The 25,074-nt window shown below is 44.8% G+C and carries 24 protein-coding genes and 2 tRNA genes; 8 read left to right on the top strand and 18 right to left on the bottom strand.

From position 1 onward, the window contains the following. Window positions 1-17 precede the first annotated feature (17 nt). The 4 genes from ACUC6J_RS08330 to ACUC6J_RS08315 all read right to left on the bottom strand — a co-directional run bounded on the left by ACUC6J_RS08330 (window position 18) and on the right by ACUC6J_RS08315 (window position 5,174). Complete coding sequence (locus ACUC6J_RS08330) at window positions 18-1,946, bottom strand: PTS fructose transporter subunit IIABC (RefSeq protein WP_016819657.1); 1,929 nt, start codon at window positions 1,944-1,946, stop codon at window positions 18-20. Window positions 1,947-2,013: 67 nt separating this feature from the next. Then, the gene (gene pfkB / locus ACUC6J_RS08325; protein ID WP_044785455.1) at window positions 2,014-2,925 is read right to left on the bottom strand and encodes a 1-phosphofructokinase; all 912 of its coding nucleotides are present in this window, start codon (window positions 2,923-2,925) and stop codon (window positions 2,014-2,016) included. A gap of 2 nt (window positions 2,926-2,927) precedes the next feature. Then, on the bottom strand, window positions 2,928-3,674 hold the full coding sequence (locus tag ACUC6J_RS08320) for a DeoR/GlpR family DNA-binding transcription regulator (RefSeq protein WP_016819655.1): 747 nt from the start codon (window positions 3,672-3,674) through the stop codon (window positions 2,928-2,930). A 417-nt stretch (window positions 3,675-4,091) separates the two neighbouring features. Then, a complete protein-coding gene (locus tag ACUC6J_RS08315) occupies window positions 4,092-5,174 on the bottom strand; it encodes an ankyrin repeat domain-containing protein (RefSeq protein ID WP_447250055.1) in 1,083 nt (360 codons plus the stop codon). Window positions 5,175-5,372: 198 nt separating this feature from the next. Here ACUC6J_RS08315 and ACUC6J_RS08310 point away from each other — a divergent pair, with 198 nt between their 5' ends. The 4 genes from ACUC6J_RS08310 (at window position 5,373) to ACUC6J_RS08295 (ending at window position 8,663) form a co-directional block, all read left to right on the top strand. Beyond that, the gene (locus ACUC6J_RS08310) at window positions 5,373-6,047 is read left to right on the top strand and encodes a Crp/Fnr family transcriptional regulator (RefSeq protein WP_447250054.1); all 675 of its coding nucleotides are present in this window, start codon (window positions 5,373-5,375) and stop codon (window positions 6,045-6,047) included. Between the two features lie 75 nt (window positions 6,048-6,122). Then, window positions 6,123-6,935 (top strand): DNA alkylation repair protein, encoded by an 813-nt coding sequence (locus ACUC6J_RS08305; protein WP_031463218.1) that lies wholly within the window; start codon window positions 6,123-6,125, stop codon window positions 6,933-6,935. Between the two features lie 89 nt (window positions 6,936-7,024). Beyond that, window positions 7,025-7,435 carry a DUF4183 domain-containing protein gene (locus ACUC6J_RS08300; RefSeq protein WP_019686855.1) on the top strand — a complete coding sequence of 137 codons (411 nt, stop codon included), beginning with the start codon at window positions 7,025-7,027 and terminating at the stop codon, window positions 7,433-7,435. A 91-nt stretch (window positions 7,436-7,526) separates the two neighbouring features. Then, window positions 7,527-8,663, top strand: a complete 1,137-nt coding sequence (locus ACUC6J_RS08295) for a DcrB-related protein (protein ID WP_447250053.1) — start codon at window positions 7,527-7,529, stop codon at window positions 8,661-8,663. A 124-nt stretch (window positions 8,664-8,787) separates the two neighbouring features. Here the strand turns inward: ACUC6J_RS08295 and ACUC6J_RS08290 are convergent, their stop codons facing one another. Both ACUC6J_RS08290 and ACUC6J_RS08285 read right to left on the bottom strand, forming a co-directional pair. Further along, on the bottom strand, window positions 8,788-10,770 hold the full coding sequence (locus tag ACUC6J_RS08290) for an ABC transporter substrate-binding protein (RefSeq protein WP_447250052.1): 1,983 nt from the start codon (window positions 10,768-10,770) through the stop codon (window positions 8,788-8,790). A gap of 101 nt (window positions 10,771-10,871) precedes the next feature. After that, window positions 10,872-11,750 (bottom strand): radical SAM/SPASM domain-containing protein, encoded by an 879-nt coding sequence (locus ACUC6J_RS08285; RefSeq protein ID WP_016819646.1) that lies wholly within the window; start codon window positions 11,748-11,750, stop codon window positions 10,872-10,874. Between the two features lie 169 nt (window positions 11,751-11,919). On the opposite strand from ACUC6J_RS08285, the gene ACUC6J_RS08280 reads away from it, so the two are divergent. The 3 genes from ACUC6J_RS08280 to ACUC6J_RS08270 are packed head-to-tail and all read left to right on the top strand — an operon-like array spanning window position 11,920 to window position 14,349. Next, a complete protein-coding gene (locus ACUC6J_RS08280) occupies window positions 11,920-12,699 on the top strand; it encodes a helix-turn-helix domain-containing protein (RefSeq protein ID WP_025364520.1) in 780 nt (259 codons plus the stop codon). After that, entirely contained in the window at window positions 12,696-13,361 is a 666-nt protein-coding gene (locus ACUC6J_RS08275; RefSeq protein ID WP_447250051.1) for a GNAT family N-acetyltransferase, read from the top strand. Before ACUC6J_RS08280 ends, ACUC6J_RS08275 begins: the two co-directional genes overlap by 4 nt. Beyond that, complete coding sequence (locus ACUC6J_RS08270; RefSeq protein WP_447250050.1) at window positions 13,345-14,349, top strand: alpha/beta hydrolase family protein; 1,005 nt, start codon at window positions 13,345-13,347, stop codon at window positions 14,347-14,349. The genes ACUC6J_RS08275 and ACUC6J_RS08270 overlap by 17 nt, the downstream gene beginning before the upstream one ends. Window positions 14,350-14,435: 86 nt before the next feature. Here ACUC6J_RS08270 and ACUC6J_RS08265 read toward each other — a convergent pair. From ACUC6J_RS08265 to nrdR, 3 genes are all read right to left on the bottom strand, one after another. Beyond that, window positions 14,436-14,508: transfer RNA gene (locus tag ACUC6J_RS08265), tRNA-Lys, on the bottom strand. Between the two features lie 11 nt (window positions 14,509-14,519). After that, a tRNA-Ala gene (locus ACUC6J_RS08260) sits at window positions 14,520-14,595 on the bottom strand. A 129-nt stretch (window positions 14,596-14,724) separates the two neighbouring features. Continuing rightward, window positions 14,725-15,192, bottom strand: coding sequence for a transcriptional regulator NrdR (gene nrdR / locus ACUC6J_RS08255; RefSeq protein WP_013370366.1), 468 nt, complete (start codon window positions 15,190-15,192; stop codon window positions 14,725-14,727). A 105-nt stretch (window positions 15,193-15,297) separates the two neighbouring features. Here nrdR and ACUC6J_RS08250 point away from each other — a divergent pair, with 105 nt between their 5' ends. Continuing rightward, complete coding sequence (locus ACUC6J_RS08250) at window positions 15,298-15,522, top strand: alpha/beta-type small acid-soluble spore protein (protein ID WP_013309613.1); 225 nt, start codon at window positions 15,298-15,300, stop codon at window positions 15,520-15,522. Between the two features lie 119 nt (window positions 15,523-15,641). Here the strand turns inward: ACUC6J_RS08250 and ACUC6J_RS08245 are convergent, their stop codons facing one another. The 9 genes from ACUC6J_RS08245 to ACUC6J_RS08205 all read right to left on the bottom strand — a co-directional run bounded on the left by ACUC6J_RS08245 (window position 15,642) and on the right by ACUC6J_RS08205 (window position 25,055). Then, window positions 15,642-16,205 (bottom strand): lytic transglycosylase domain-containing protein, encoded by a 564-nt coding sequence (locus tag ACUC6J_RS08245; RefSeq protein WP_016819641.1) that lies wholly within the window; start codon window positions 16,203-16,205, stop codon window positions 15,642-15,644. Further along, window positions 16,202-16,798 (bottom strand): dephospho-CoA kinase, encoded by a 597-nt coding sequence (coaE, locus tag ACUC6J_RS08240; protein ID WP_019686847.1) that lies wholly within the window; start codon window positions 16,796-16,798, stop codon window positions 16,202-16,204. Before coaE ends, ACUC6J_RS08245 begins: the two co-directional genes overlap by 4 nt. 10 nt (window positions 16,799-16,808) lie before the next feature. Further along, window positions 16,809-17,612, bottom strand: a complete 804-nt coding sequence (locus ACUC6J_RS08235; RefSeq protein ID WP_016819639.1) for an MntP/YtaF family protein — start codon at window positions 17,610-17,612, stop codon at window positions 16,809-16,811. A gap of 111 nt (window positions 17,613-17,723) precedes the next feature. Beyond that, window positions 17,724-18,554 carry a DNA-formamidopyrimidine glycosylase gene (gene mutM / locus ACUC6J_RS08230; protein WP_016819638.1) on the bottom strand — a complete coding sequence of 277 codons (831 nt, stop codon included), beginning with the start codon at window positions 18,552-18,554 and terminating at the stop codon, window positions 17,724-17,726. A 71-nt stretch (window positions 18,555-18,625) separates the two neighbouring features. Beyond that, window positions 18,626-21,280, bottom strand: a complete 2,655-nt coding sequence (gene polA, locus ACUC6J_RS08225) for a DNA polymerase I (protein WP_447250049.1) — start codon at window positions 21,278-21,280, stop codon at window positions 18,626-18,628. 175 nt (window positions 21,281-21,455) lie between these two features. Next, a complete protein-coding gene (gene phoU, locus ACUC6J_RS08220; RefSeq protein ID WP_016819636.1) occupies window positions 21,456-22,115 on the bottom strand; it encodes a phosphate signaling complex protein PhoU in 660 nt (219 codons plus the stop codon). Window positions 22,116-22,155: 40 nt separating this feature from the next. Continuing rightward, a complete protein-coding gene (gene pstB, locus ACUC6J_RS08215; protein ID WP_016819635.1) occupies window positions 22,156-22,914 on the bottom strand; it encodes a phosphate ABC transporter ATP-binding protein PstB in 759 nt (252 codons plus the stop codon). A gap of 127 nt (window positions 22,915-23,041) precedes the next feature. Continuing rightward, window positions 23,042-24,166, bottom strand: a complete 1,125-nt coding sequence (locus ACUC6J_RS08210; RefSeq protein ID WP_447250048.1) for a methyl-accepting chemotaxis protein — start codon at window positions 24,164-24,166, stop codon at window positions 23,042-23,044. Between the two features lie 157 nt (window positions 24,167-24,323). Beyond that, entirely contained in the window at window positions 24,324-25,055 is a 732-nt protein-coding gene (locus ACUC6J_RS08205; RefSeq protein WP_013370356.1) for a response regulator transcription factor, read from the bottom strand. Window positions 25,056-25,074: the final 19 nt, after the last annotated feature.

The following is a 25,074-nucleotide window of genomic DNA, read 5'->3' as shown; positions in this document are numbered from 1 at the left end:
TACTCTTGTGATACTCGTTATTTCGTTTCAACTGGTTTTTTCCACAGTCCCAGAATGAGCGCGGAAATCACGGAGCCGATCGCCACTGCAAGCAAGAATAGCAACGCATGGTTGGCAAGAGCTGCTACAAAAATTCCGCCATGCGGAGCTGGAAGATTGATTTGCCAGAATTGCGTCAGACCGCCAGCGATCGCCGACCCTACAATACAAGAGGTCAGGACTCGCAGAGGGTCAGCAGCCGCGAATGGAATGGCACCTTCCGTAATGAAGGACAATCCGAGTACATAGTTTGTCAAGCCAGACTTGCGTTCTTGCTCGGTAAATTTATTTTTAAAGAACGTCGAAGCTAGTGCGATCGCCAGTGGAGGCACCATACCGCCTGCCATAACAGCTGCCATCATAGCCCCGTTTGTGTTACCGCTGGAAGTAAAGACACCGATCGAAAATGCGTATGCTGCTTTGTTGAAAGGTCCGCCCATGTCGATCGACATCATTCCGCCCAGAATCAGACCCAAAATAACCGCATTACCAGTTCCCAAATTGTTCAGAACATTGACAAGCCACGTATTAATACCACCAAAAATTGGATCGAACAGGTAGAACATAATCGCGCCTGAAATTAGGAGTCCAAATACAGGGTATAACAAGATTGGTTTTAAACCATCCAGAGCTTTCGGCAGACCTGCAAAAGCTTTACGCAGGAAGATAACTACATAACCGGCCATGAAACCAGCTGCCAGACCGCCAAGGAACCCTGCATTGGAGTTTACAGCCATCAAACCACCGACCATACCTGGCATCAGTGCCGGGCGGTCTCCAATGCTCATTGCGATAAATCCGGCCAGTATCGGAATCAGGAAGTGAAACGCACCAGTTCCTCCGCCAATCGTTTGCAGCAGTTGGAAGAGTACATTATCTTCTCCAGCCACTTGTTCGATCAAGAAGGAAATCGCTAACAAGATCCCCCCGCCGACAACGAATGGCAACATATGAGAAATACCGTTCATTAAATCCTTGTAAATTTTACTGCCTACGCTGGTCTTCTCGGCTTTTGACTCTTCAGCGTTGCCTTTACCTTCACTACGGTAAATTGGCGCTTCGCCGTTCAGCGCTTTGCGAATCAGTTCTTCAGATTTACGGATACCGTCACTTACCGGTCTTTGCAATACAGGTTTACCGTCAAATCTGGCCATTTCAACCTTCTTGTCAGCTGCAACAATGACGCCTTTGGCACGACGGATTTCATCTGCTGTCAGTACGTTTTGTGCGCCTTCCGAGCCGTTCGTTTCTACCCGGATATTGACTCCCATTTCTTTCGCTTTCTTAATGAGAGCGTCTTCAGCCATAAACGTGTGCGCAATGCCTGTAGGACAAGCGGTCACCGCAACTACAAACTCGTCAGAATCCGGGTTGCCAACGATAACGTCCGGCGTTTGCTGTGCTTTGGCTGCCTCTTTCTTGGCCTCTTTTGCTTTCTTGGCAGCTTCTTCTTCCGCCTGCTTAGTATCAAATAGCTCTGTTACTTCATCCGGTGTTTGTGTATTCATCAGCTTGTCGATGAAATCAGTATCAATGAGCAACCGAGAAAGGGCAGCCAGTGTGCGAAGATGTGTGTTTGCTGCTCCCTCTGGAGCTGCAATCATAAAGAATACCTTCGCGGGCTCACCGTCCAGCGATTCGAATTCTACGCCTTTACTGCTTTTGGCAAAAACGACGGTCGCTTCATTCACGGCTTTCGTCTTGGCATGCGGCATCGCAATACCACCGCCGATTCCAGTGCTGGATTCAGCTTCGCGTTTGTATATCATTTCTTTGAACAAGGCCCGGTCATTAATACGTCCACTTGCTTCGAGACTGGTGATGAGTTCCTCAATCGCCCCGTCCTTTGTCGTTGCCTGCAGGTCCATGATCATCGTTTCTTTAATCATCAGGTCTGTTATTCTCATTGTTCACACTCTCCTAAGTTCGATCAGCGTGTAGACACACGCATAATAAGCTCATGCTGTAGCCAGATTACCGTTTTGAAATCGTGACTTGCGGCCGTAATTGTTCAATTTTCTCTCTCGTAGCCAGATCATCGGAGAACGCGGTTGCGCTTCCGGATGCCACTCCTGCACGGAAGGCTTCGATCGGATCGCCATGTAGAGCCAGCGTACCCACGAATCCAGCAATCATAGAATCACCTGCGCCTACAGAATTTTTCACCGTTCCTGCCGGTACATTTGCGTGATACACTTCATCTGCCGTAATGAACAAAGCCCCTTCTCCTGCCATGGAAATGAGTACATTTTTTGCACCTGCTTCCAGTAGTTTACGACCGTAAGTGACGATCTCCTCCTCAGAATGAATAGTTACGCCAAACAACTCAGCCAGCTCATGATGATTCGGCTTGATGAGCAGCGGTTTATGAACCAAGGCCTTCATCAGCGCCTCACCTGTGGTGTCGATAACGAATTCAGCCCCGGTGTGCTGACATACGCGAATCAGTCGCTCGTAGAAGTCCCCTCCAAGGGATGGCGGGATGCTTCCCGACAAGACGACAATGTCATTTTTCTGGAGACTCGCCAGCTTTTGCACCAATGCATCGGCTTCTTGCTCACGAATCGCAGGCCCCAAACCGTTAATTTCCGTTTCATCACCATGCTTGAGCTTAATATTGATCCGTGTATCATCTTCGATCATTACAAAATCAGTTTTAATGGATTCTTCCCGCAATGTATCGTCGATAAACCTGCCTGTGAACCCTCCGAGAAAACCAATCGCCGTGCTGTCTGCCCCCAACTGGTTTAGTACACGTGATACATTAATTCCCTTGCCACCTGGCAGTTTTAAATCACGTTTCATCCGGTTCAAATCACCAAGCTTCAAATCGTCAACTTCCACGATATAATCAATGGAAGGGTTCAGCGTTACTGTATATATCATCGTTATCCCTCGATTATCTTAGTTTTCTGTGCGATGGATCGGCGTGAACGTTCCGGCACCGATTCAGTAATAAGGATAGCTTCCTTGAGTTCGAACAGTTTGGCGAAGGTTACTTCTCCAATTTTGCTGGAATCGGCCAACACATATGTTTTGCCGGACAGCTGGTGGGCACGCCGCTTGATCAGCGCCTCTTCAGGATCAGGAGTGGTATACCCCATCTCCACGTCTACCCCGTTCGTTCCCAGAAAGCACTTGTCGAATCGGAAATTGTCCAAATTCTGTAGGGCAATACTCCCGATTACGGCTTTGGTATGAATTTTCATCATCCCTCCCAGTAGATAGCTTCTAATTCGTTTGCTTACCAGTGCTTCTACGTGGGAGAGACCATTCGTCACGACCGTCACGTCTTTAGCTTCAATGTAAGGAATCATCGCCATCGTTGTTGTTCCCGCATCCAGATAGATACATTCACCATCCAAAATTTCTTTGGCTGCCATACGAGCGACTGCGTTTTTTTGTTGAACGTTTTTGAATGTTTTTTCTTCCATGCCAGGTTCCTGACTTTTCTGATTCAGCAAGGTTGCCCCGCCATGAATCCGCTTTAACAACTGACGGCCTTCAAGATCTATCAAATCACGCCGAATCGTTGACTCAGAAGCTCCCAAGAGATCAGCCAATTCCTGCAATTTTACAACACCACGCTCTTGTAAGCGCTGTATTATTAACTTGTATCTTTCTTCCGTCAGCATCTTCATTCCCCCAACTGTTCTTATCGTACCACAAACCTAGCAAAAAACAATCATTTTTCTCCAAAAAGATTCAAAAAAATTCATTCCAACTTCATTTTTTTACAAAATGGTGAATTCCTGCTCCAATCAGCATGATTGCGTTTACATTTTAAAGAAAATTCAGCTACTTTTATGTAAATTCATTCTTCTTACATAGGAATTCAGCAGTAAACGTTCAAAAACGTTCTGACACTTTAATATGCCCCATCATATCCCTTGCTCCCTACGGTCTGGATTGCTGTAGCTGTAATTCTCGATTCTTCAGCCAGCAAATCATAAAACTTTCTTATGGCCTGGACGCGAGGGTCAGTGCTGCAAGCTTGGATTAACTCAACAAGAGCCATGACTGCGTGCATACCGCATTCATGGCTCACCTCATTAGGATAAATATTCCCCCTCAATCATCTTCTCTAGATAATCTTCCGGCTGCGCAAGAAACTCAGCAAAGCTGCATACATCCGCATATTCTTGATGCTCCTCGTCATAATAACCAAGACACTTGTGCTTCGGATTCCACACCAAAAGGATATCCGAATAGTTATCTACGTTTAGAGACAAACGCAACAGCTTTTGCCGTTCCACCTTCATCTCAACCGTATCTATGAAAGAGAAGAACTCAACAAATTGGATATCTAAATCATTTTCTGGAAGATCCACACGGAGCTGATCTCCCATCAGAAAGGCTACAAGATCCTTAGGAAGCTTGTAGCTTTTTAAGGTATGTCGTTTATTCTCCAGATTATGAAACGCTGGTGGTTCCACAGACTTTAGATATTCGGCCATTTCCACGTTCTTATTGCTAACAGCAATCGTATATGCCCGATCTCCATCCTTTTCTGCCAGTGTCACATCAGCTCCATACTCTACCAGGTACTTAACCATCGCAAAATCATTATTTCGTGCTGCCACAGTTAAAGGAGTCGCTTTATAGGGATATACCATATTAGGGGCATTGTAATTAATATCCGCACCATGCTCCAACAGTAGTGCCACTGTGTTCAGATCATGTTTACTAACTGCGTTGCGCAGCGTTGCCCCACCGTGCTGCTTTATATCGAGGCCAAGTTCGTGAATCAGCAAGATATTCTTTTTATTGCCATAATAGGCTTGCTCATAAGCACCGGCTTTGACCTGATTTTTCCCATCCAGCTTGGCACCATGGGCAACCACATAGCGGACAATCTCTTCTGAGCAGTAGCGAACAGCTGTTAAAAATGCAGGGCGATCTTTCGCATTGAGCTGAGCTCCCTGCTCCACCAACAGCTTCAACACATCCAATCGCTCGCAAATAAGCGCAAGGTCTAATGGACTTAACGTCGAATATTTGCTGAGTTTAATTTCTTGTTCTATATCCCAGCCTTCGGTCAGCGCTTGGCGTAATGCCGATATATTGCCTTCTACAATATGCATTACGATTTCTGGAAGAACGTCAAATTTGCCGATATCTTTTAATTGGATCATCGTATACCCTCACTCTTTATGTATCTGCTATTCATGTACATCTATTTTATACCAATCTTCCGTTTACTTAAATCCGCCTGACTCCCCAGTTTATTTGCTCACTCTAATGCAAACAATTGAGAGTATAGGTGAATATGCCTTATAGAAGCTATAATTGTAGTTGATTCTTTATACTCGATGTAACGAAAAGGAGAACATATGAATAGCATTCAATATTTATCCCAATTCAATTTGCTGTATAGTCTCTCACGAGAAAATTTGATTGAAATGGATCAAATGACCTCCATTACGACTCTACCAAAAAATACATTTATTCAAACCCCAGATACCTTTTCCGAAGGGCTTTATTTTGTGAAGAAGGGAAAAGTACGTCTATATAAGCTAAATGCTGACGGGAAGCAATTTACTTTGGATATCCTCAATGAGGGGAATGTATTTGGTGAAATGGATATGATTTCATTAGGGACAAGGGATATGTATATAGAAACGATAGAAGAATGCGATATCTGCCGGATGGACAAAGACCGGTTTGAGCATTTTTTAATACAACATCCCCGGTTTATGATGAACATGATCAAGGTGCTAAGTGACCGAATCTCAGGAATGAGCAGTCTGGCCCAGCATTTAGCCTTGGGAAATTTACAGGATAAAATTTTATATGTTCTTTTAAAATTATGCGATCAATTTGCCCTTCAAAGGCATGATGAGTATTACAAAATTGATTTCCCGCTTTCTCACCAGGAAATAGCACATTTGGTTGGAGCCACCCGTGAGGCTGTAACAACCGCTCTACAGGAGCTCGTCAAAGAAAGGGTCATTAAGACCGGCTTTAAGACAATTTACATCCATCGCCAAAAGCTAGTGAAGTTGTAAGCTACATTACATCTTTCCTCCTGACAAAAGAATTATCGTATACCTACCAGCAAATATACGATATGGAGTGATGAAATGCTACACCGCAAAGGGGCTCGCAAAAGAACAGATATCCCTACTGATGTACTTCAATTGCTACAACAGGGACAACTTGAGACTGTGAATCTTACCGAATGGCTGGCTGTAGATCATATTGTACTTCTGCGGAACGCTCTTGATGAGTTTGGATTGCAGCGATCATTCAATGTCTTCTTGACTGAATTGGATCATCTGAAGGAAAAAAAGATCATGAAAATAATACCCGCAATAGCACAAGCATGGCTTCATGTGTTTGAGCAACAAACGTTAGAAGAGCGTACTCGTATCTTTGACGCGATGGCCTCTCATCTTTCAGATAGCATTCGCTGCTGGGCTGCCTACATCATCGGGGTAGATTCCCGTTTAAGTCTAGAAGAAAAATTAGCTGGTATTCGACCATTTGCAGCAGATTCCCATTTCGGAGTACGTGAAATTGCCTGGATGGCAATGAGAGAACCTATATCCTTGCAACTGGATGAGGCGCTTGTGCTGTTAAACAGCTGGATGCGAAACAAGGATGCTAACATACGTCGTTTTGCTATAGAATTAACCCGACCACAAGGCGTTTGGGCCAAACACATCCCTGAACTAAAAGAACATCCCGAGTTAGCCCTTCCACTTTTGGAAGTGGTTCAATCTGACCCTGTCAAATATGTTCAAGACTCGGTGGGCAATTGGCTGAATGATGCCAGCAAAACTAACCCGGAATGGGTAATTCAGGTATGTGATACATGGCTGTTGGCTTCAGATACAAAGGAAACGAAGCGAATAGTAACTCGGGCACAAAGAAGCTTGAACAAAATGGAATAATCTGGAGACTCCTCCCCATCCAATCCATAGCTAGAATATTTACATAAACTATGAGATACATCTGGAATATTAGGAATGGAGGAATTCCTATGTCTATTATCCGAATCTATCTGGAAGCAGACAGTGTTGTATCTGGGAACATTGCGATCACCACGAATATAAATGTCACTCCAATTGTCAATCGGTACACAGCCGTTGTTGTGCTCGGCAACATCCTAGGGGGAGTGACCACCATCCCGGCACAAAATTTTACGAATGATAGTGGGACTTCAGTTGCGGCAAACAGTCTGCTGGTTCCGACCAGTAACGGTTACTACAATGTATTTGTGAATGGAACGTTGCAGCGAGGCGGACTAACGACACTTTCTCCTACTAATCTAATCATAAATACTGGCTTGTTAGTTGGCGCTACCGTAGTTATTGAGGTGATCAATTTCAACACCAGCGCTTCCTCAACATCTGTCAACAACGTCACCGTGACGACCACAATAAGCGACTGATCTACGTAAAACAGGACAAACGCCTCTTTTTTATAATTTAATAAAAGGGTAAAATTCCCTTTATAAATATGAAACAGAGGGAGTTATTTCCATGCGATTCAGTTATGCCTATTTTCGATTTTATATTATTGCACTTATAGCACTATTCATTCTTACCAGTTGCAATTCCAAAAATGCTGTAACTACAGTCCAAATGAATTCTAATGTAGACAATACGACTCATAATACAGCCGTTGTGGACAAAGAAAGTCAACCTGTCCCACACGTCACAGAGTCGTCAGCTCATACCGTTACCTCGGATAAGGATCTTGTGGCTCTCACCATTCCCGCTGGCTGGCGTAAATTTAAACAAGGACAACTGGATTCAGTGCTTAGTGTTTGTGACAAAGAAAAAAAGAACGTAGGTCTGGTTTTCCGTGTCCCCAAGTCAGCTTTTGCAAATAATACGACGCTCGACGAATTCGTACAGCAACGTGAAGAAATCTCCGCACTGGGCCTAGAAAACTTTAAGGCTGTGGATACTACCCCAATCCAGATTGATTCCACAACCGCTAGAACAGCCGATTATAGTGGGAATTTCCAGGGCCAACAGGTCTATTACTTCAGTGCCATGTTTGAGAGCAAACAGCATTATCTTCAAGTATTGATCTATTCAAGGGGAGGCTCAGCTATAGAAAAACATCACGAATTTGCGACAATAGCCAGCTCCTTAAAAATATTAAGCGACTCACAAGTGGAGCCTGATCTTCGTTCAACAACTATTTTAAAAACTTTTAAAAGCGAAGATGCCCAGCAACGAATCCGTCTCCCTTATGTATGGAAGGCTGGTTTAATTCTTAATCCAGATGCGTTAATTCAAGCCTGGTATGAGAAAAACGATGCGTACATGGTGGTCATCAAGGATTGGAAATCTGAACTACCTTATGAGAAATCCTCAATGATCACATTAAAAGAATACGCTGAGTTTTCAGCTCAATTAGTACTTAAAAGGTCTGGAAAAGGGATAATATTGATGGGACCAATAAAGGTCAATATTAACGGGAATCAAGGCTTGCAATACGAAGTATGGACAGAGAACGATAAAGTGAAAGTTGTATATTTAATCACTTATTTGGAGCATACCGATTCTTTCTCTCAAATTATTTTTTGGACGAGAGCTGATTATTACGATAATCAAAAATCTGAATTTCAAAGATACACCAAAACATATAGAGAAGAAGAAATATAGACATGACAAAATCCGCCAAACCCTTAAAAATCTTTGTGTAAAGCGAATTTTTTCTATGTGACTATCACAGCTTGAAATCCTAAAAACTTCTCCATATTAAAATGGAACTATATCACCTTAATTCTTATCTTTTGTGGGCTAATAAGAGATTAACTATAGTGTCCAGTTGAAGCTCCAGCGAATAGGGATCTTCCATCACAAACTCATCCCCTTTATCGCTGAATGAACCGTACATGTACACCTGTCCTTTTTTTACAGCCGGAAGACCCTTCCATAGCTCACTATGTAGAATCTGATTGGCCCCTTCATCTTCTGAGCCATATACAAAGATGTGATCTCCCATATACTCGGGTAAAACCTCAAGCGAAATATTTTCAAATCCTTCTTTCATATTCATTGCTTTCTTAGTGGGTGGCAGCTGTAGCATTTGATATATGGTTGGACTTCCGTAGTTACCGCCTTTCGCCGCTAAAACATAGATTGATTTATTGGCGACTTGTACGATCGAAACCGTCTCTCCATCTTTAATAATACCGTCAATTTTAGTTCTAGCCTCTGCAACTTTCTTCTCATATTCAGCAATCCACTGCTCGGCTTCTTTCTGCTTACCAAATATTTCACTGATTCTGCGGAATTTATCCAGTGGTCCCGCTGTAGATTCACCCTCCCAATACGGCAGGAACACAGTCGTTCCTACCTTCTGGTAGCTGTCGATGTTCTTTTCAATTGAGCCGATAATTAAATCCGGTTGCAGTACGGTCAGTTCCTCCAAATCCATAGGAAAATCCCCGAGATCTTTGATTCCGGCTAACTTCTCTTTGGGATATCCCGATTGATCAATCCAAGCCTCATTCAACATAAAGCTTCTGACCCCTACAGGTATAATCCCCAGTTTTAAAAGATGACCCATATACTGATCCGATGCTACTCGTTTCGGGTTAGCAGGTACTTCCACATCGCCTTTTAGTGTCTTAACCGTTCTGGTCTGTACTTGTACTGCCGCTTGTCCATCGCTGTTGGATGATGTCGCTGTATGATTAGCTTTCGTTTGCGAGCTTCCATTTGTATTCGTCGAAGCTGAGCAGGCTCCCAGCATCAATGATAAGCACAACATGATCATCATTGCTGTAATTTTGCTTCTTCCGTGCATGAATAAATCCCCTTCCGCATGATACCGATATTGATAATCAATATCAGTATAACGGGTGAAAGCTGTCCGCTGAAGGGCATATTTAAGCTTCGTTTGGGGCATATCCTGATCTTGCGCCTGGATATGCTGCTGCCGTTCTTTTTTGAATCGTATAGGAGATAGTCCCTTATATTTCTTGAAGCTGCGACTTAATGAATGAGCATCTGGATATCCCACACGCTCTGCGATCTCCTGCAAAGTGGCATCCGTCTGCATTAGCAGCTCTGCCGCTCGATTTGCCCGTATCTGGCCCAAGTAATGAATTGGACTGGTATGCATTATACTTTTGAACAGCCTTGATAAATGTCCGCTACTGCACTCTAGCTCCTCCGCAATGGACTCTAGTGATATAGACCGACTAAAATGCTCACAAATATAAGTTACAGCTTGCGCTACCAAGTCAGGCTTAAGGGGCTGAATGCCTTGTCGATCCAATTGATGTAACAATTCGAAGACAAAATGATGAAATAAAGCTTTGACGTGCAGTTTACCAAGTCCCGATCCCTTATGCCATTCTTGCTCCAACAGCTTCACTTTATCATACAGGGGCAGCGGGTAATGAGGTGCGAAAGCATACTGATTCTGAAAAGGATTTCCCTTTTCCAGCAATTGTGCGATCTCCTTCCGACCAGGTAGGGCCAAAGTTGCCTTGTACAGAATGATGTAATATTCAAGCACATCCTCCGTCATGACGCTCAGGCACATTCCTTTTCCCCCATGTAGGACATGAAAACGATCCACCCTATGAACACTGTCATCTAACCATACCCGCGCACTTCCGCGTACAGTATATAAAAACGCACTGACCGGAAGTCTGTAGTTTCGCAATTCTTCCCCTTTATCCATTTTCTTATGGCGAACATCCATCACTTGTATAAACACATGATTCCACAATAAAATGTGTTCGTTCAACTTCATTACTACCGCTCACCCCCTATCCAAATATAAGAAAAAGCCCTGTAAAGGGCTATCTTTTTTTGTAAACCATTCAATTGTCGCTTGGATTTCCACCGATATGATTAGGTTCCAAATCGTTTGCGATAACCACACTTTCGGCACAACTCTTCCACTGCTTCTCTCTTGGAGAATCCAAAGTACAGACGGTTTGCACGCTCACCTTCCACGATCTCGGAAAAAGTTTGCTCATGCACATTTCCTAAATTAATGACGCCTTCTCCATCCAGACAGCAAGGGACCACTGTTCCATCTACCAATACCGCCGCCTGACTGCGAAGCGCATGACAAAAGCCTTTTCCGTCATCTTCTGGTGCACTCAGGCTAGGCCATTCAAATTCGTAGTCTTGATTCAAATATACATTGGGGGCGATTTTGACCCCACTGCCCGGCATTACTTTTTCTTCAATCCGATAGTCCAGCCCAAACTCTTGCTCCAATTGCTCCAGTGTCTCGCGGTTGCGCTGACGCTGCACATTAGTCAAATTATCTTGAGTCAGGTTCCAGAGACGGAATGAAATAATGACATTGTGCTTCACAGCTTCTCTGACAAACGTGAAAATATGACCCAAATAACCTTCTCGATCCACAGAACCTTCATGCCCGTCAAAACTATGAAGAGAAAAGTTCATCTGCCGTAATGCCGGCTGACCAAGCAGCTTATGTCCGGTCTTCGGCAGCAAGGTACCATTGGTGGTAATGTTGACCTTTAAGCCTTTCTCATGCGCACTCTCCAGCAAAAGATCAATTTTGGGATGGAGCAAAGGCTCTCCTTTGACATGCAGATAAATGTAATCCGTATGCGGCTTGACCTGATCAAGCACATTCCGAAAGACTTCTGGATCAATAAACTTTTTGACACGTTGTGTCTGAGGGCAAAAACTGCATGCAAGATTGCAAATGCTTGTTATCTCAATGTATACCTTCTTAAATGTCTTCAACATAATTTCCCCATTCTAACCTTCATCCTGAACATTTGGTTTATGCTCACTAATCTTATGATTATAACGGGTTATGAACGAGAGGTAAACTCTGTGGATATTTTCTATTGACCTTAGGTCTGACCTAAGGTTTATAGTGAAGTTATTCAATTATCAAGAAGGAGACCTGTCATTGAAAAAACACATTACGATTAGTCAGCTTGCTCAGCTCATGAATGTATCTGTACATCAGCTGCGGTATTTTGAAGAAAAGGGTATCCTTTATCCGTTATACACAGATGAAAATCAATATCGAATGTACGGACTTCATGAAATTTATCAACTTTCACATATTTTAATGCTACGTAAATTAAATATCCCTGTCGGCCAAATTGAAGAATGCATGACTTCCTACACTGCCGATGATTACAACCAGCTTTTAGAACATTCGTTACAGAAGGTACAGGATGAAATCGCTAACTTAAAGCTGCTCGAACAGTTTATTCATAAAGTGCTAAAAGAACATCATAACCTTACCCGGCAAAACAATGAGTATCGAATCAAGCTTTTGGATACTCGACATTTAAAGCTGTGGTTTGCATTGGAGAGTGATCAAGAACTCACGGCCAGGAATCTATTTGAGCAGCGGCCTTCACCACCACAATTATTTGAAAATGATCTACATTATCTATCTGATTCTGGACAGGTGAAACTATATTATGAAACGACATCAGGAGCAGCTGACTATATTCTGGAAGAAGGCAGCTATCTTTATAAGCACTTCTCTGCCACTGAAGACGCTGAGATCGAACACCAAGTCCAACAACTGGAGCATTATGCGACCCAGCACCAATATGAATGCCTAAGCAAGGTCATTGTGGTGGAAAAATCCTATCTATCCATATTCGACAGCAACGAGCTGCAATATGAGATTCAAGTAAAAATTTCTGATGTGCAGGAGGACGTTACATGAGTCCACAATCCTATGACATTGTTGCTTATCAAGAGCAAGACCATGAAGCCGTATGTAAGCTCTTAGTGGAATCGTTTAAGGCAAAATTTCAAGCTCTTGTTACTTTGGAGGATCAAGATATACAGCGTTTATTAATGCAGGTTTGGGTTCAACATCCTGATTCTACATCTGGGAAGCAATTTGTGGTTAAAGAGAACGAAGATGTTGTTGGTGTCCTTTCGCTCAAATGGAAGACTCCCTCCTCTTCACTTCCTAAAACAAATCTCACTTCTTTGGCTTCGCTTATAATACAGTTTGGCTGCTTCAATGTATTTAAATTTTTGACAGGCATGTATGCGCTGGACTATAAACCTGCCATAGATGAGTGTTACATTGATCATTTGGCGATTCGCTCAAGTCATCGCAATCAAGGGATCGGGCGACATTTTCTAGCTTTCGCACAGCAGTTTACGGTTGAATCCGGTTTCCATGCGTTGACACTTCATGTAGCACATCAGAACCGGCAGGCTATCCGCTTGTACCACAATCTAGCATTTGAAATTGAGCAGTCTCAATATAATTATTGGCGACATTTTTGGTTCAAGGAGCCTGTATGGCATCTAATGAGCTGGAAAGAACAAAACTGCATTCGAGGAGAGAACAGCATTGAAAAAAACATATAAACTTACCCTTGGTATTGCGGCAGGTCTGGCTGTTGCCTTGATATTGATTGTTTTATATCAAAATTCCTACAAGATGACGGAAGAAAAAATACAAATTGCAACTCCCAAAGGAGTATTAACAGGTACACTGGCTTTGCCTAAAAACTACTCGGGAAAGGTTGGATTGGTTGTTTTTGTCCATGGAGATGGTCCAATCAATGACACCTATGATGATGGATACAAACCACTGTGGGAAAGGTTTGCTTCTAAGGGGTATGCTTCCTTATCCCTGAATAAGCCCGGTATTAACCGCGCTCCAGGCGATTGGCTGGAGCAAAGTATGAAGGACCGGGCACAGGAGATTCGATATGCAGTTGACTGGGCCAAAACCTTACCGATGATTGATAAGCACAAAATCGGCCTTTGGGGAGCCAGTCAAGCAGGCTGGGTCATTCCGAAAATCGTTAAAGAGGAGCATGATATTGCATTCAGCATCCTTGTATCGCCGGCTGTTAATTGGATTACACAAGGGCAATTTAACACAAAAAAAGAGTTGGAACAAGAAGGAGCTAGCCCGCAGCAAATTAAAAAGAGACTTGACTACGACCATAAGGTTCTACAATTACTGAAAAATCATGCTTCCTATGAAGAATACCTAAGCATAGCCAGTCCTAACGATATCATTTCCAAAGAAAGATGGAGCTTTATAGGCAAAAATTTTCGTTCTGATTCTACGGAAGAATTAAGCTACTTTAAATCTCCTGTACTCTTGGTTCTGGCTGGGAAAGATATAAACGTAGATGTAAAAGACACTGAGCGAGTATATCGCCAAAAGATATCTCCAGACCTGCTGTCTGTTATTCATTTGCCAGAAGTTGACCATTCCATGATGAATGAACAAATCGCGCATTCCAAGTCCCTAACCTTCTTAACCGCCGTATTTGCCCCCAGACAATTGGTAAATGATGATTATCTACAAATTCTCGCCGATTATGTTAGTCAGCGTTAAGCTTGGAACTGCTGTATACTCTATTAGACCGGGAATAGATATATAAACAGCAAAAAAAACGGCATTTCTGCCGTTTTTTTAAAGGATGGACTCTCAGGGACTCGAACCCTGGACCAATTGATTAAGAGTCAACTGCTCTACCAACTGAGCTAAGAGTCCATATAAAATTATGGTGGAGCCTAGGGGGATCGAACCCCTGACCTCATCGCTGCCAGCGATGCGCTCTCCCAGCTGAGCTAAGGCCCCGTCACAAGTAAGTGAATTAACGTTTCAAGCGACTTCTATATCATATAAAATATTCGACTCTGTGTCAATACTTTTATAAAAAAATATTAACATCTTCCCGCCACGACCCTAAAAAGATACAGTCAGCGATCAGTCGCTGTCTGTATCTTTAGATAACAGTGTTTTCAGTTCCTTCATAAACATATTGATGTCTTTGAACTGCCGATAGACGGACGCAAAGCGTACGTAGGCCACTTCATCCACAGGATAGAGCTGTTCCATGACCAGCTCACCAATCTGCTGGCTATCCACCTCTGTGGCTGCCGTGTTGCGAATGGCGTTCTCCACCTGAGATACAATCAGATCGAGCTGCTCGACTGATACTGGACGCTTCTCACAGGCTCGAATGAGACCGCGCAGCATTTTATCACGGCTAAACTCTTCACGGCTGCCATCTTTTTTGATGACCATCAGTGGGGTCTCTTCCACCATTTCAAAGGTGGTAAAACGCCTGGCACACTGTTCGCATTCGCGGCGGCGTCGGATGGACTTATTATCATTCGCTGGTCGCGAATCCAACACTTTCGTGCCGTTGTAAGCGCAATACGGGCACTTCATAATCTCATCACTTCCTTTTTCCAATAAATTCCCGAAGCTTTTTAGTAATAATTTTGTCGAAACGGATCATAATATGTTTACCACGTCGCGAGGAGGTGAACAACAATGGCACAAGGAAACAATGGCAACTCCAACAACCTGGTAGTCAGCAGATCCTCCGGTGCTCTGGAGCAAATGAAATATGAAATCGCTCAAGAGCTGGGTATCAGCATTCCTCAAGATGGATACCAAGGTAACATGACTTCCTATGAGAACGGTTCGATCGGGGGCTACATCACAAAACGCCTCGTAACGATTGCCGAACAACAATTGGCAGGACAATACCAATAATCTCGGTAATAATGAAGAAGTAATACGAAAAAGTGTAGGGATAGGCTGCTAAAAACAGCCTGTCCTGCGCTTTTTTTCATTTTAAAGCGAAAAGGCTCATGTTGTCATTAACCTGTCCCTTAAAACTCGTTATAAATTTTTGTATATTGCCTGTAGTAGTAGATGACTCGCTGTACATAATGCCGTGTCTCACCAAAAGGGATTTGCTTAATGGACTCTTCTTTGCCATCCCACACCCCCTGATCCAGCCATTCCTGAACTTTACCTGGACCAGCATTATAAGCCGCTACGATGACCACAGGATTATCCTGAAACTTCATAGACAGGTTATGCAGATACCAGGTCCCCAGCTCAATATTGGTGCCGGGCTCGTGCTTGACACTATCCAGCGGGACCTTCTGAATCTGGGCACTCTCCATAATCCAATTGGCTGTGTTCGGCATAATCTGCATAAGCCCCAGCGCACCCTTGTGTGACTGCTTGCTGGTTTTAAAATTTGTCTCCACACGGATAATAGACGCCACCAAAAATGGGTCCACTTCATAGGTCTGTGAATACTGCCGAATCTCATCCTTATATTGAATCGGGTAAAACCAGGACATCCAATTCGAGTTGAGGAACAGAATCAGGACAAATCCGACAAACAAAATGAGCAGGACTCTTTTCTTACGTAAAATGTTCATGCAAGTCCCTTTCGCTGCCAAAACTGATCAATTTGCATCTGCGTCTCAGACTGTGTTCCGCTATTATCAATAACAATATCAGCTAAATTTTTTTTCTGCTCGATATCCATTTGTGCGGACAAACGAAGCTCGGCTTGCTCTTCTGTCAGACCGTCTCTGAGCATCAGACGTCGGAGCTGAACATCACGTGGTACATATACAACCATAATTTCCTCGTACAGGCTCTCCAGCCCAGACTCATACATTAACGGGATATCTGCCAAAACAAGCTTGTCCGGCTGCTCCCGTTCATAAGCTTCCATGCGCAGACGCATTTCCTCACGAATAGCAGGATGCGTAATATCGTTAAGTGCCTGTCGCTGTACAGGATCTCTGAATACAATCTCTCCCAGTCTTTTGCGGTGCAGGGTTCCGTCACTGTTCACTATAGCTTGTCCAAAATGCTGTATGACCGCCGCCAGCACCGGATGCCCCGGAAGCATAACTTCCCGGGCAATGGCATCTGCGTCGATCAGCAGCGCACCCTTGGCGACCAAAAGAGCCGACACGGTGCTTTTTCCGGTAGCGATCCCTCCGGTTAATCCGATATTCATGCTCTTCACCTCATAACAGCTTCAATATACCCATCATAATCAGTAATAATGCCGGCAATACGCCGAGCGCCTTCATAAATCGAAATGCTGACAGGAAGAACCCTGCCTTCATACCAGCAATCAAAAATACACCACTGAATAACGTAATAGCCAGCGCAGTAGACAGGGGCTGAAAACCAAGCATGGCTGCACCTAAGCCCGCTCCGAACGCATCGACCGATAATGCAATACCTAACCAAACCGCTTCGGTAGCAGATATACTGCCGGAACGGTCCATATCCGCAGCAGACGGGCTTCGAAGAATCCGAATAACAAGCCCCCATTTGCGGAACTCCAGCGAAAATAACGTTCGCTCCTCCTGCTGTAGCTCCAAAGAAGTCTCTGTCGATAGATCTCTTCCTGAGCTGGTTAGAGACTCTGTATTGGCATTCTCAGCACTTTTTTTCTCCGCAAGAGCTGATATATGCCCTGAATCTGAATCAACCTGTTCCGTAAGGTGCAGATCCCGAGGGACTTCCGCTGTTTCTTCCGTCAAATCTTCCTTGCGTTGCAGAGCCTGAATCAAAGAGTAACAGCCGATACAGATCAGAATGACAGCACCGAAAACCGTCGTATATACAGGAGACAGGACACGGGATAGTAATGCGCCGAGCTGCATGGATATGCCGATCACCAAACCTGAACATACGGAGATGATAGCAATCGACAACAATGGAATTTTCATTTTGCGCAGACCATATGTAACACCGACTCCGAAACTGTCCAAACTTAGCGCAAATGCCAGTAACAGCAGGGCTCCCCAATGATTAGCCACTCCAATTCCCTCCCATTGCGAAGGCTGGGCCTTACAGCAACCGACTCCCTTCGCAGTATTGGTACTTGGAACAATATATGAGAGGGATGGGCTTGGGGTGACTGTGCCTGTTTAGCGCAAAGGCTGGCAGACCGGGCAATGATGTGTGCCACGTCCAGCTACGACGGATTTTTCGATCAATGTACCACAGTTAATACAAGGCTTCGCGTTGCGTCCATAGATTTGCAACTGATGCTGGAAATCGCCCGTTTTGCCCTGTCCGTTAACGAAAGATTTGATGGACGAGCCACCAACCTGAATCGACGCGCCCAGCGTGGAGACAATAGCTTCATGCAGTACGCGAAATTGGCTATCCGTTAGGCTTTTGGCTGGCTGTGCCGGATGAATCCCTGCCTTAAATAACGATTCATCTACATAAATATTCCCGATGCCTACCACATATGACTGGTTTAACAGCGCTGCCTTGATCGAAGTCGAACGAGTTCCAACAGCGGCACGCAGCATTTCAGGTGTAAAAGCCTCGTCCATCGGTTCCAGACCGAGTTTATTCAGCGGCTTTTCCAGCAAATCCTGTCCTGCCGGAAATAAGTGCATTGTACCAAATTGGCGCACATCCTGATAACGCAGCTCTGTACCATCTTTAAAATGAAAGATGACATGGGTATGCTTTTCCACAGGATCATCTTGTGAATACAATCCATAGCGTCCTTCCATTCGAAGATGGGAGACAAGCACTAGCCCGTCCAGCAAAATCCGCAGAAACTTACCGCGTCTTTCCACCCCAATAATCCGGTGGTCAGCCAATTCCATCGCAAATGCGTGAATATCATCGGGACGTTGGATAATACGCGGCAAATTTACGGTTACATGATCTATATGTTTATCGACTATAAGCTCGTTTAGTGTTCGTTTAATGGTTTCTACTTCCGGTAATTCCGGCATGATGTCTTCACCTCACCCTATATTATAACGGAAGCAACGTCAAATTGGGACTATCTACTCATTGAAATATCTTACTTGGCCTCATACCAATTGCTGCCATAGCTTACTTCCGCTTTAAGCGGCACAGCCAGCTTTAATGCAGCTTCCATGGTAGCGGGAACAAGCTCTTTCATCGTTTCCATTTCCTCAGGCGGAACCTCGAATACAAGCTCATCATGTACTTGTAACAGCATACGGCTGCGAAGATTGCGCTCACGCAGCGCTGCGTCCATCTGCACCATCGCCAGCTTGATAATATCGGCTGCGGTACCTTGAATCGGCGTATTCATCGCTGTACGCTCGGCGAACGAACGCTGGTTGAAATTGCTGGCGTTTATCTCTGGCAAATATCGTCTGCGTTCCAACAACGTTTTTACGTATCCATCCCTCTTCGCATCCTTCACAATATCATCCATGTAACGGCGAACACCCTGGAACACGTCAAAATACTGGTCGATAAAGCGAGCCGCTTCCTTCCGCGTAATATTCAAATTTTGCGACAGACCATAGTCACTAATCCCGTAAACAATCCCAAAGTTGACCGCCTTTGCAGAACGGCGCATATCGGAGTCTACAGCCTCTGCCGGTACACCGAACACATCGGATGCGGTCTTGGTATGGATGTCCATATCGTGAACAAAAGCCTCTTTCAAACGCTCATCATCCGAAATATCAGCCAGCACCCGCAGCTCGATTTGTGAATAGTCTGCCGCCAAAATCGACCAGCCCGGCTCCGATGGAACAAATACTTTGCGGATTTTGCGTCCTTCTTCGAGACGGATCGGAATGTTTTGCAAATTCGGAAATTGACTGCTCAAGCGTCCAGTTGCTGCAACCGTCTGCCGGAAATACGTATGCACTTTACCTGTCTTCTCCGAAATTTCTTTAAGCAATCCTTCGACATACGTCGATTGAAGTTTGGCAATGGTGCGATATTGCAATATGTTTTGCACAATATCATGATATGGCGCAAGCTTTTCCAGCACCTCTGCATCGGTCGAGTACCCGGTTTTTGTCTTTTTAATAACGGGCAGACCCAGCTTATCAAACAAAATCTCACCCAACTGCTTAGGCGAATTAAGATTGAACTCTACCCCTGCAATACTGTAGATCTCACCCACCAACTTTGTAATCTGGGCTTCAAATTCTTTTCCCAAAGCGCGCAGTTCCTCTACATTCACCAAAATACCCTGCTTCTCCATATCCGCCAGAATGCGGGATAACGGCATCTCAAGCTCATGGAACAGCTTGTGCATTTCCGTTTTTTCCAGCTCCGCCTGCTGCACAGGTACCAACGCTTCGATCACCGCTGCCTTACGCGCCACATGATCGGATAGTACATCTACGTCAGGAACTTTATATTTAGCTCCTTTACCAAACACTTCGTCGTCTGGACGAATTGATGACAAGCCATACTTGGCTGCCAGCCCACTCAATGTCTGATTGGCGTCTGTCGGATCTAGCAAGTATCCGGCCAGCTGCACATCAAACTCAGCTCCAGCAAACTCAATTCCATGCCAGTGTAAAGCCAAGTCCGTACGATGCAGATCATGACCGCGTTTTTTGCGTTCAGGGTCGGCAAGCCACTCCCGAATAGGGGTAGCTGCATCACTTTGTAGAACTTCCAGTGTCATAAAAAACTGACGCCCTGTTGCGGCAAATATCAAGCCTACAATCTCAGCATGATGCGGATTATCACCATGCGTCTCAACATGCAGCACATCTACGTTATTCAGCACTTCTACCAATTCGCTGATCCGCTGTTCATCCAGCACAGTCACGTCTGCTACGGCTTCCTCTACGCCGACTCCAGCACTGCCGACCTCGCCCGAAAAGGATAAACGCTCCAGCAGGGACTTGAACTCCAGCTTCGCCAAAGCTGGTCCAGCCGTCTCTGCCTGTAGCCCGCTGAAAACCACATCTTCCAGTTGCTTGTCCAACGTTACATCCCGATAAATGGTCGCCAAATCCTTGCTCATTCGCGCATCGTCAGCATGAGTCTCCACGCGTTCTTTCATTTTACCCTTCAGCTCATCCGTATGCGCCAGCACCTCTTCAACTGAACCATATTGATGCAGCAGCTTGAGCGCTGTTTTCTCACCCACGCCCGGAATACCAGGAATGTTATCCGACGTATCGCCCATTAGGCCCTTAAGGTCTATGATTTGCAGCGGCTTTAAGCCGTAACGTTCCTGAATCTGCTCAGGTCCATACGTTTCCACCTCGGTAACCCCTTTGCGGGTCAAGCCGACTGTGACATGGTCTGAAGCCAATTGAAGCATATCCTTGTCGCCGGTCACAACCAGCACATTAAAACCCGCTTCGTCCGCTGTTTTGGACAGGGTGCCTATAATATCGTCTGCCTCATAGCCATCCAGTTCAAATTGGGCAATGCCGAAGGCGGTCAATAGCTCTTTCAGCAGCGGAAATTGCTGGGACAGCTCCGGCGGCGTTTTCTCCCGTCCACCTTTGTAATCCTCGTACCCTTTGTGGCGAAACGTAATTTTACCAGCATCAAACGCAACCAAAATATGCGTTGGTTTGTGCTCCTCCAAAAGCCGCAATAACATTGTCGTAAATCCGTACACCGCATTCGTCTGCTGTCCGCTTGAATTCGTCAACGGCGGCATAGCAAAAAACGCCCGGTATATGATACTGTTACCATCTATAAGCATGAGTTTATCCATTTCGCACCTCGCAAGTTCATCAATGCATTCGTAACGTTCTTACGTATTACGCATTCCTCTTCCTATCTTAACATACAAGACTCTTTTTCAGAAAAAAACGGCTGTTTCCTAGCCAAATTTGCCTTTTGCTCAAAGACAAATCTGGATTAGAAACAACCGCTATATACTAAAAGCCTTACTGGTTCAAATCTGGTCGCTCTCCTGTCACGAGATATACAGTGCTTTCACCGATATTCGTAGCATGGTCGCCAATGCGTTCAATGTAACGTCCTACGAGCAGTTGCAGCATGGCTTGTGAAGCCTCTGCTGGCTTTTCTACCATAAAAGCGTATAGATCGCTGATCATGTGGCTGTACAAGGAATCCACCCGATCATCCTCTTTAGCCATTTTGTAGGCCAGATCTGTATTTTCATCCAAATAGGATTTGATCGCATTGTCGATCATTTCTTTAACAATGGAAGCCATGTGTGGAATATCCACCAACGGCTTCATCGCCTGCTGTCCTTCCAAGCGAAGTGTGACCTTGGCAATATCAAGTGCCAAATCACCCATACGTTCCAAATCACTGGAAATTTTAAATGCAACAATGATCCGGCGTAAATCCTTCGCTACTGGCTGCTGGGTAATAATGAGCTTGGAGCCCATATCCAGAATATTTTCTTCCATTGTATTAAGGGATGCATCATTTTTGACTACCTGTTGGGCCATTTCTGTATTTTTGGTCTGCAAACATTCAATAGCCTGATCGAGCGCCTTCGAAACGTGTGCACCCATTTCGCGCAGTACGGCTCTCAGTTCTTCTAATCCTTCATCAAAACCTTTTCTACGTATCATTTCGAAGTCACCCCTTCTCGCATAATCATCAAATTTGGCTTTAGCCAAAACGCCCGGAAATATAATCTTCCGTACGTGAATCCTGTGGCGTGGAAAACATCGCCTCTGTATCCGCTGCCTCTACTACAACCCCATTCAAAAAGAACGCAGTTCGACCAGACACACGCGCTGCCTGATGCATGTTATGCGTCACCATGACGATGGTATACGTGTCTCTTAATTCTTGAACCAGCTCTTCAATTTTCATCGTCGAGATCGGGTCCAGCGCAGATGTAGCCTCATCCATAAGTAAAATATCTGGCTGTACAGCAAGCGCCCGGGCAATACATAGCCGTTGTTGCTGTCCGCCGGACAAACTCAGAGCAGAACGCTTGAGAAAATTTTTAACCTCTTCCCAAAGTGCTGCCTGCCGTAGGCTTTGCTCTACCAGTTCATCTAACTTGTCCTTTTGCCGGATTCCATGCAACCGCGGACCATAGGCCACGTTATCATAAATGGATTTGGGAAACGGGTTAGGCTGTTGAAAAACCATTCCCACCTGTTTACGCAGCGTTTCTACTTCCATAGTATCGCCGTAAATATCCTGACCTGCGATGCTCACGGTGCCTTCAATACGCGTTCCCGGTATCATGTCATTCATCCGGTTTAGCGTACGCAGCAAGGTTGATTTTCCACAGCCGGATGGGCCGATGAAGGCTGTTACCGTTTTTTCAGGAATATCCAGGTTTATATGTTTCAGCGCGTGGAATTTTTCATAATACAAATTCAGCTTATCAATCCGGATTACGGAATCATTCATGGATTTATGATCTCCTTCGTGTTGCAGTTATGGTCCTCAAGCATTGCACCTGATTTGCACAATATGAAGATTATATAAGCTGTGTGTAAATTCAGTGTGGTGGATTTGTTAACGGTATGTAAAATGATCAAGAACTCAGCATGAGCTCAAGCTCCTGTGCTATTCCAGCTGCATTCAAGGCAGCTTCTTCTGCGGAACGGGACATTTCACTATTTTTAGCCTCTATTTCATCGACTGCCTGCAATAATTTGGTAAACGTTTGGGTTCCGGCAGATATAAATTTAGAGCCTGTATGAATCTGCTGCATACTCGTATCCGTCAGTTCAGCAGTGTCACGCAGCATTTGCTCAATATGAGTGAGTAAGCCGGTAATCTGTACAGAAAAAGCTTTGGTCTGGAGTGACATATTCCGAACCTCTTGAGACACAATCTGAAAGCCACGCCCGTGTTCGCCAGCATGGGCCGCTTCAATAGACGCATTGATCGCCAGCAATCCGCTGTGATCTGCCAATGCACGAATGGATGAGGCCATGCCCGCAATATCATTCAGCGATTGGGTTAAGGCTGTCATCTGCTCATGCTGGCGCTTCATTTGTTCCGTTACTGCATGATAAGAAAGCAGAACATCCTCCAGTTCCACTTTACCACGGCGGGATAATTCACTCATTGAGCGAGTTAGCTGCACACTGTCATCCGCCTCTTTCGCTGCATCCAAAACAGTCATCCGAATACGCTGGACTCCGTCATAGCTATGTCGAATCACATCGCCCCGATCTTCGTCTGCTTCTCTTTGCATTCGCTGAACGACAGACAGGATATCACGAATTGTGAGTACACCGAGTAATCTTGTCCCTTCCTTTATCAATAAACAATCGTAAAAACGCTGATCTTCACGCATCATCGCCTGTTCTACAATTTCCGCTGCCGGACTTTTCAAATCCACAATTAATGTATTCGGATCGGCAAATAGGGAAGCCGGTTTATCATAGAACAACGCCGCAGCGAACCTGCCCGTAAAATGACGATTGTACGCATCTCTCATGATAATGCCCAAAGGAAGATCATTTTTATCCACAACGATGACACAGGGAATATCTTCCTGTGTCTTCATGAGTGCTAACAGTTCCTTGCAAGACATATCCGTGCCAATGATCGGAACCTCCCGGCATGGCACATAGGTAGTAATCAGCTTGAACGTTTCACGTTCAATCACGGCAGTGGAACTCGGCTGGGTCTTTGGTTCCGTTATCATCGTTCTGAAGTCCCCTTTTTTTAACTACTTGGAGTGACGGGAACATCATATCGGTCATTTGTTGATTTTAATGGCTAGTTTTGTCAACGAAATGTAAAATCACAAAATGGACATAAAAGTTGCTGCTACGGCCTGGAAAGAGAAAAACGCTCCTCATTTATAACAAATGAGAAGCGCTTCTTTTTTTATTTACAACCAGCTTATACCCCACTCCGCGGATCGAATCAATATGAACCGAGTCAGGATCAAGCTCCAGCTTTTTACGTAAGGAGCTGACGTGTACATCCACCGTCCGTTGACCACCGATGTAGTCAAAGCCCCACACGGCATTCATTAGATCATCTCGAGTCAGGACGACACCCGGCTTGCGGGACAAATAGAGAAGTACCTCAAATTCCTTGGGTCTTAAGCTGATGGATTGACCTCCAAGAATGACTTCATATTTTTCAGGGTAGATTTCCAGCTCGCCCAGTTGAATTTTGGAGCCATCCTTCTGTTCAGACAGCACTCCCTCATCCCCTCCGGATGTTCTTCGCAGCACAGCCGTTACACGGGCCAACAGCTCAGAAACGCCAAAAGGCTTTGTGATGTAGTCATCAGCACCCGACTTCAGTCCTTGGACCACCTCAGCCTCCCCGTTTTTAGCGGTGAGAATAATGATAGGTGTCGTCAGCCCCTGATGGCGAAGTCTGCTCAGAATGTCCAGTCCATTCATTCCTGGCAGCATCAAATCCAGCAGGATCAAATCGTAGGATTCTCTGGAGGCTCTTTCAAACCCAGCACTGCCATGATCCTCCGTGTCCACTTCGAAACCTTCTTGTATCAAATTGTAGGATAGCAATCTGGCAAGCGTTGGTTCATCCTCAATAACCAGCAAACGTTGTCCCATTAATAACTTCATCTCCTGT

It is taken from the genome of Paenibacillus sp. JJ1683, from assembly GCF_053006485.1.
This window is presented reverse-complemented; position numbering and strand designations above follow the sequence as displayed.

Excerpts from the sequence above, each read along its gene's own strand:
- ACUC6J_RS08320 (WP_016819655.1), bottom strand. The coding sequence starts at position 3,674 with ATGCTGACGGAAGAAAGATACAAGTTAATAATACAGCGCTTACAAGAG.
- ACUC6J_RS08205 (WP_013370356.1), bottom strand. The coding sequence starts at position 25,055 with ATGGGACAACGTTTGCTGGTTATTGAGGATGAACCAACGCTTGCCAGA.
- ACUC6J_RS08305 (WP_031463218.1), top strand. The coding sequence starts at position 6,123 with ATGCTACACCGCAAAGGGGCTCGCAAAAGAACAGATATCCCTACTGAT.
- ACUC6J_RS08310 (WP_447250054.1), top strand. The coding sequence starts at position 5,373 with ATGAATAGCATTCAATATTTATCCCAATTCAATTTGCTGTATAGTCTC.
- ACUC6J_RS08300 (WP_019686855.1), top strand. The coding sequence starts at position 7,025 with ATGTCTATTATCCGAATCTATCTGGAAGCAGACAGTGTTGTATCTGGG.
- ACUC6J_RS08245 (WP_016819641.1), bottom strand. The coding sequence starts at position 16,205 with ATGAACATTTTACGTAAGAAAAGAGTCCTGCTCATTTTGTTTGTCGGA.
- phoU (WP_016819636.1), bottom strand. The coding sequence starts at position 22,115 with ATGATACGTAGAAAAGGTTTTGATGAAGGATTAGAAGAACTGAGAGCC.
- polA (WP_447250049.1), bottom strand. The coding sequence starts at position 21,280 with ATGGATAAACTCATGCTTATAGATGGTAACAGTATCATATACCGGGCG.
- ACUC6J_RS08330 (WP_016819657.1), bottom strand. The coding sequence starts at position 1,946 with ATGAGAATAACAGACCTGATGATTAAAGAAACGATGATCATGGACCTG.
- mutM (WP_016819638.1), bottom strand. The coding sequence starts at position 18,554 with ATGCCGGAATTACCGGAAGTAGAAACCATTAAACGAACACTAAACGAG.
- pstB (WP_016819635.1), bottom strand. The coding sequence starts at position 22,914 with ATGAATGATTCCGTAATCCGGATTGATAAGCTGAATTTGTATTATGAA.
- ACUC6J_RS08250 (WP_013309613.1), top strand. The coding sequence starts at position 15,298 with ATGGCACAAGGAAACAATGGCAACTCCAACAACCTGGTAGTCAGCAGA.
- pfkB (WP_044785455.1), bottom strand. The coding sequence starts at position 2,925 with ATGATATATACAGTAACGCTGAACCCTTCCATTGATTATATCGTGGAA.
- ACUC6J_RS08295 (WP_447250053.1), top strand. The coding sequence starts at position 7,527 with ATGCGATTCAGTTATGCCTATTTTCGATTTTATATTATTGCACTTATA.
- coaE (WP_019686847.1), bottom strand. The coding sequence starts at position 16,798 with ATGAATATCGGATTAACCGGAGGGATCGCTACCGGAAAAAGCACCGTG.
- ACUC6J_RS08275 (WP_447250051.1), top strand. The coding sequence starts at position 12,696 with ATGAGTCCACAATCCTATGACATTGTTGCTTATCAAGAGCAAGACCAT.
- ACUC6J_RS08210 (WP_447250048.1), bottom strand. The coding sequence starts at position 24,166 with ATGATAACGGAACCAAAGACCCAGCCGAGTTCCACTGCCGTGATTGAA.
- ACUC6J_RS08290 (WP_447250052.1), bottom strand. The coding sequence starts at position 10,770 with ATGAAGTTGAACGAACACATTTTATTGTGGAATCATGTGTTTATACAA.
- nrdR (WP_013370366.1), bottom strand. The coding sequence starts at position 15,192 with ATGAAGTGCCCGTATTGCGCTTACAACGGCACGAAAGTGTTGGATTCG.
- ACUC6J_RS08315 (WP_447250055.1), bottom strand. The coding sequence starts at position 5,174 with ATGATCCAATTAAAAGATATCGGCAAATTTGACGTTCTTCCAGAAATC.
- ACUC6J_RS08285 (WP_016819646.1), bottom strand. The coding sequence starts at position 11,750 with ATGTTGAAGACATTTAAGAAGGTATACATTGAGATAACAAGCATTTGC.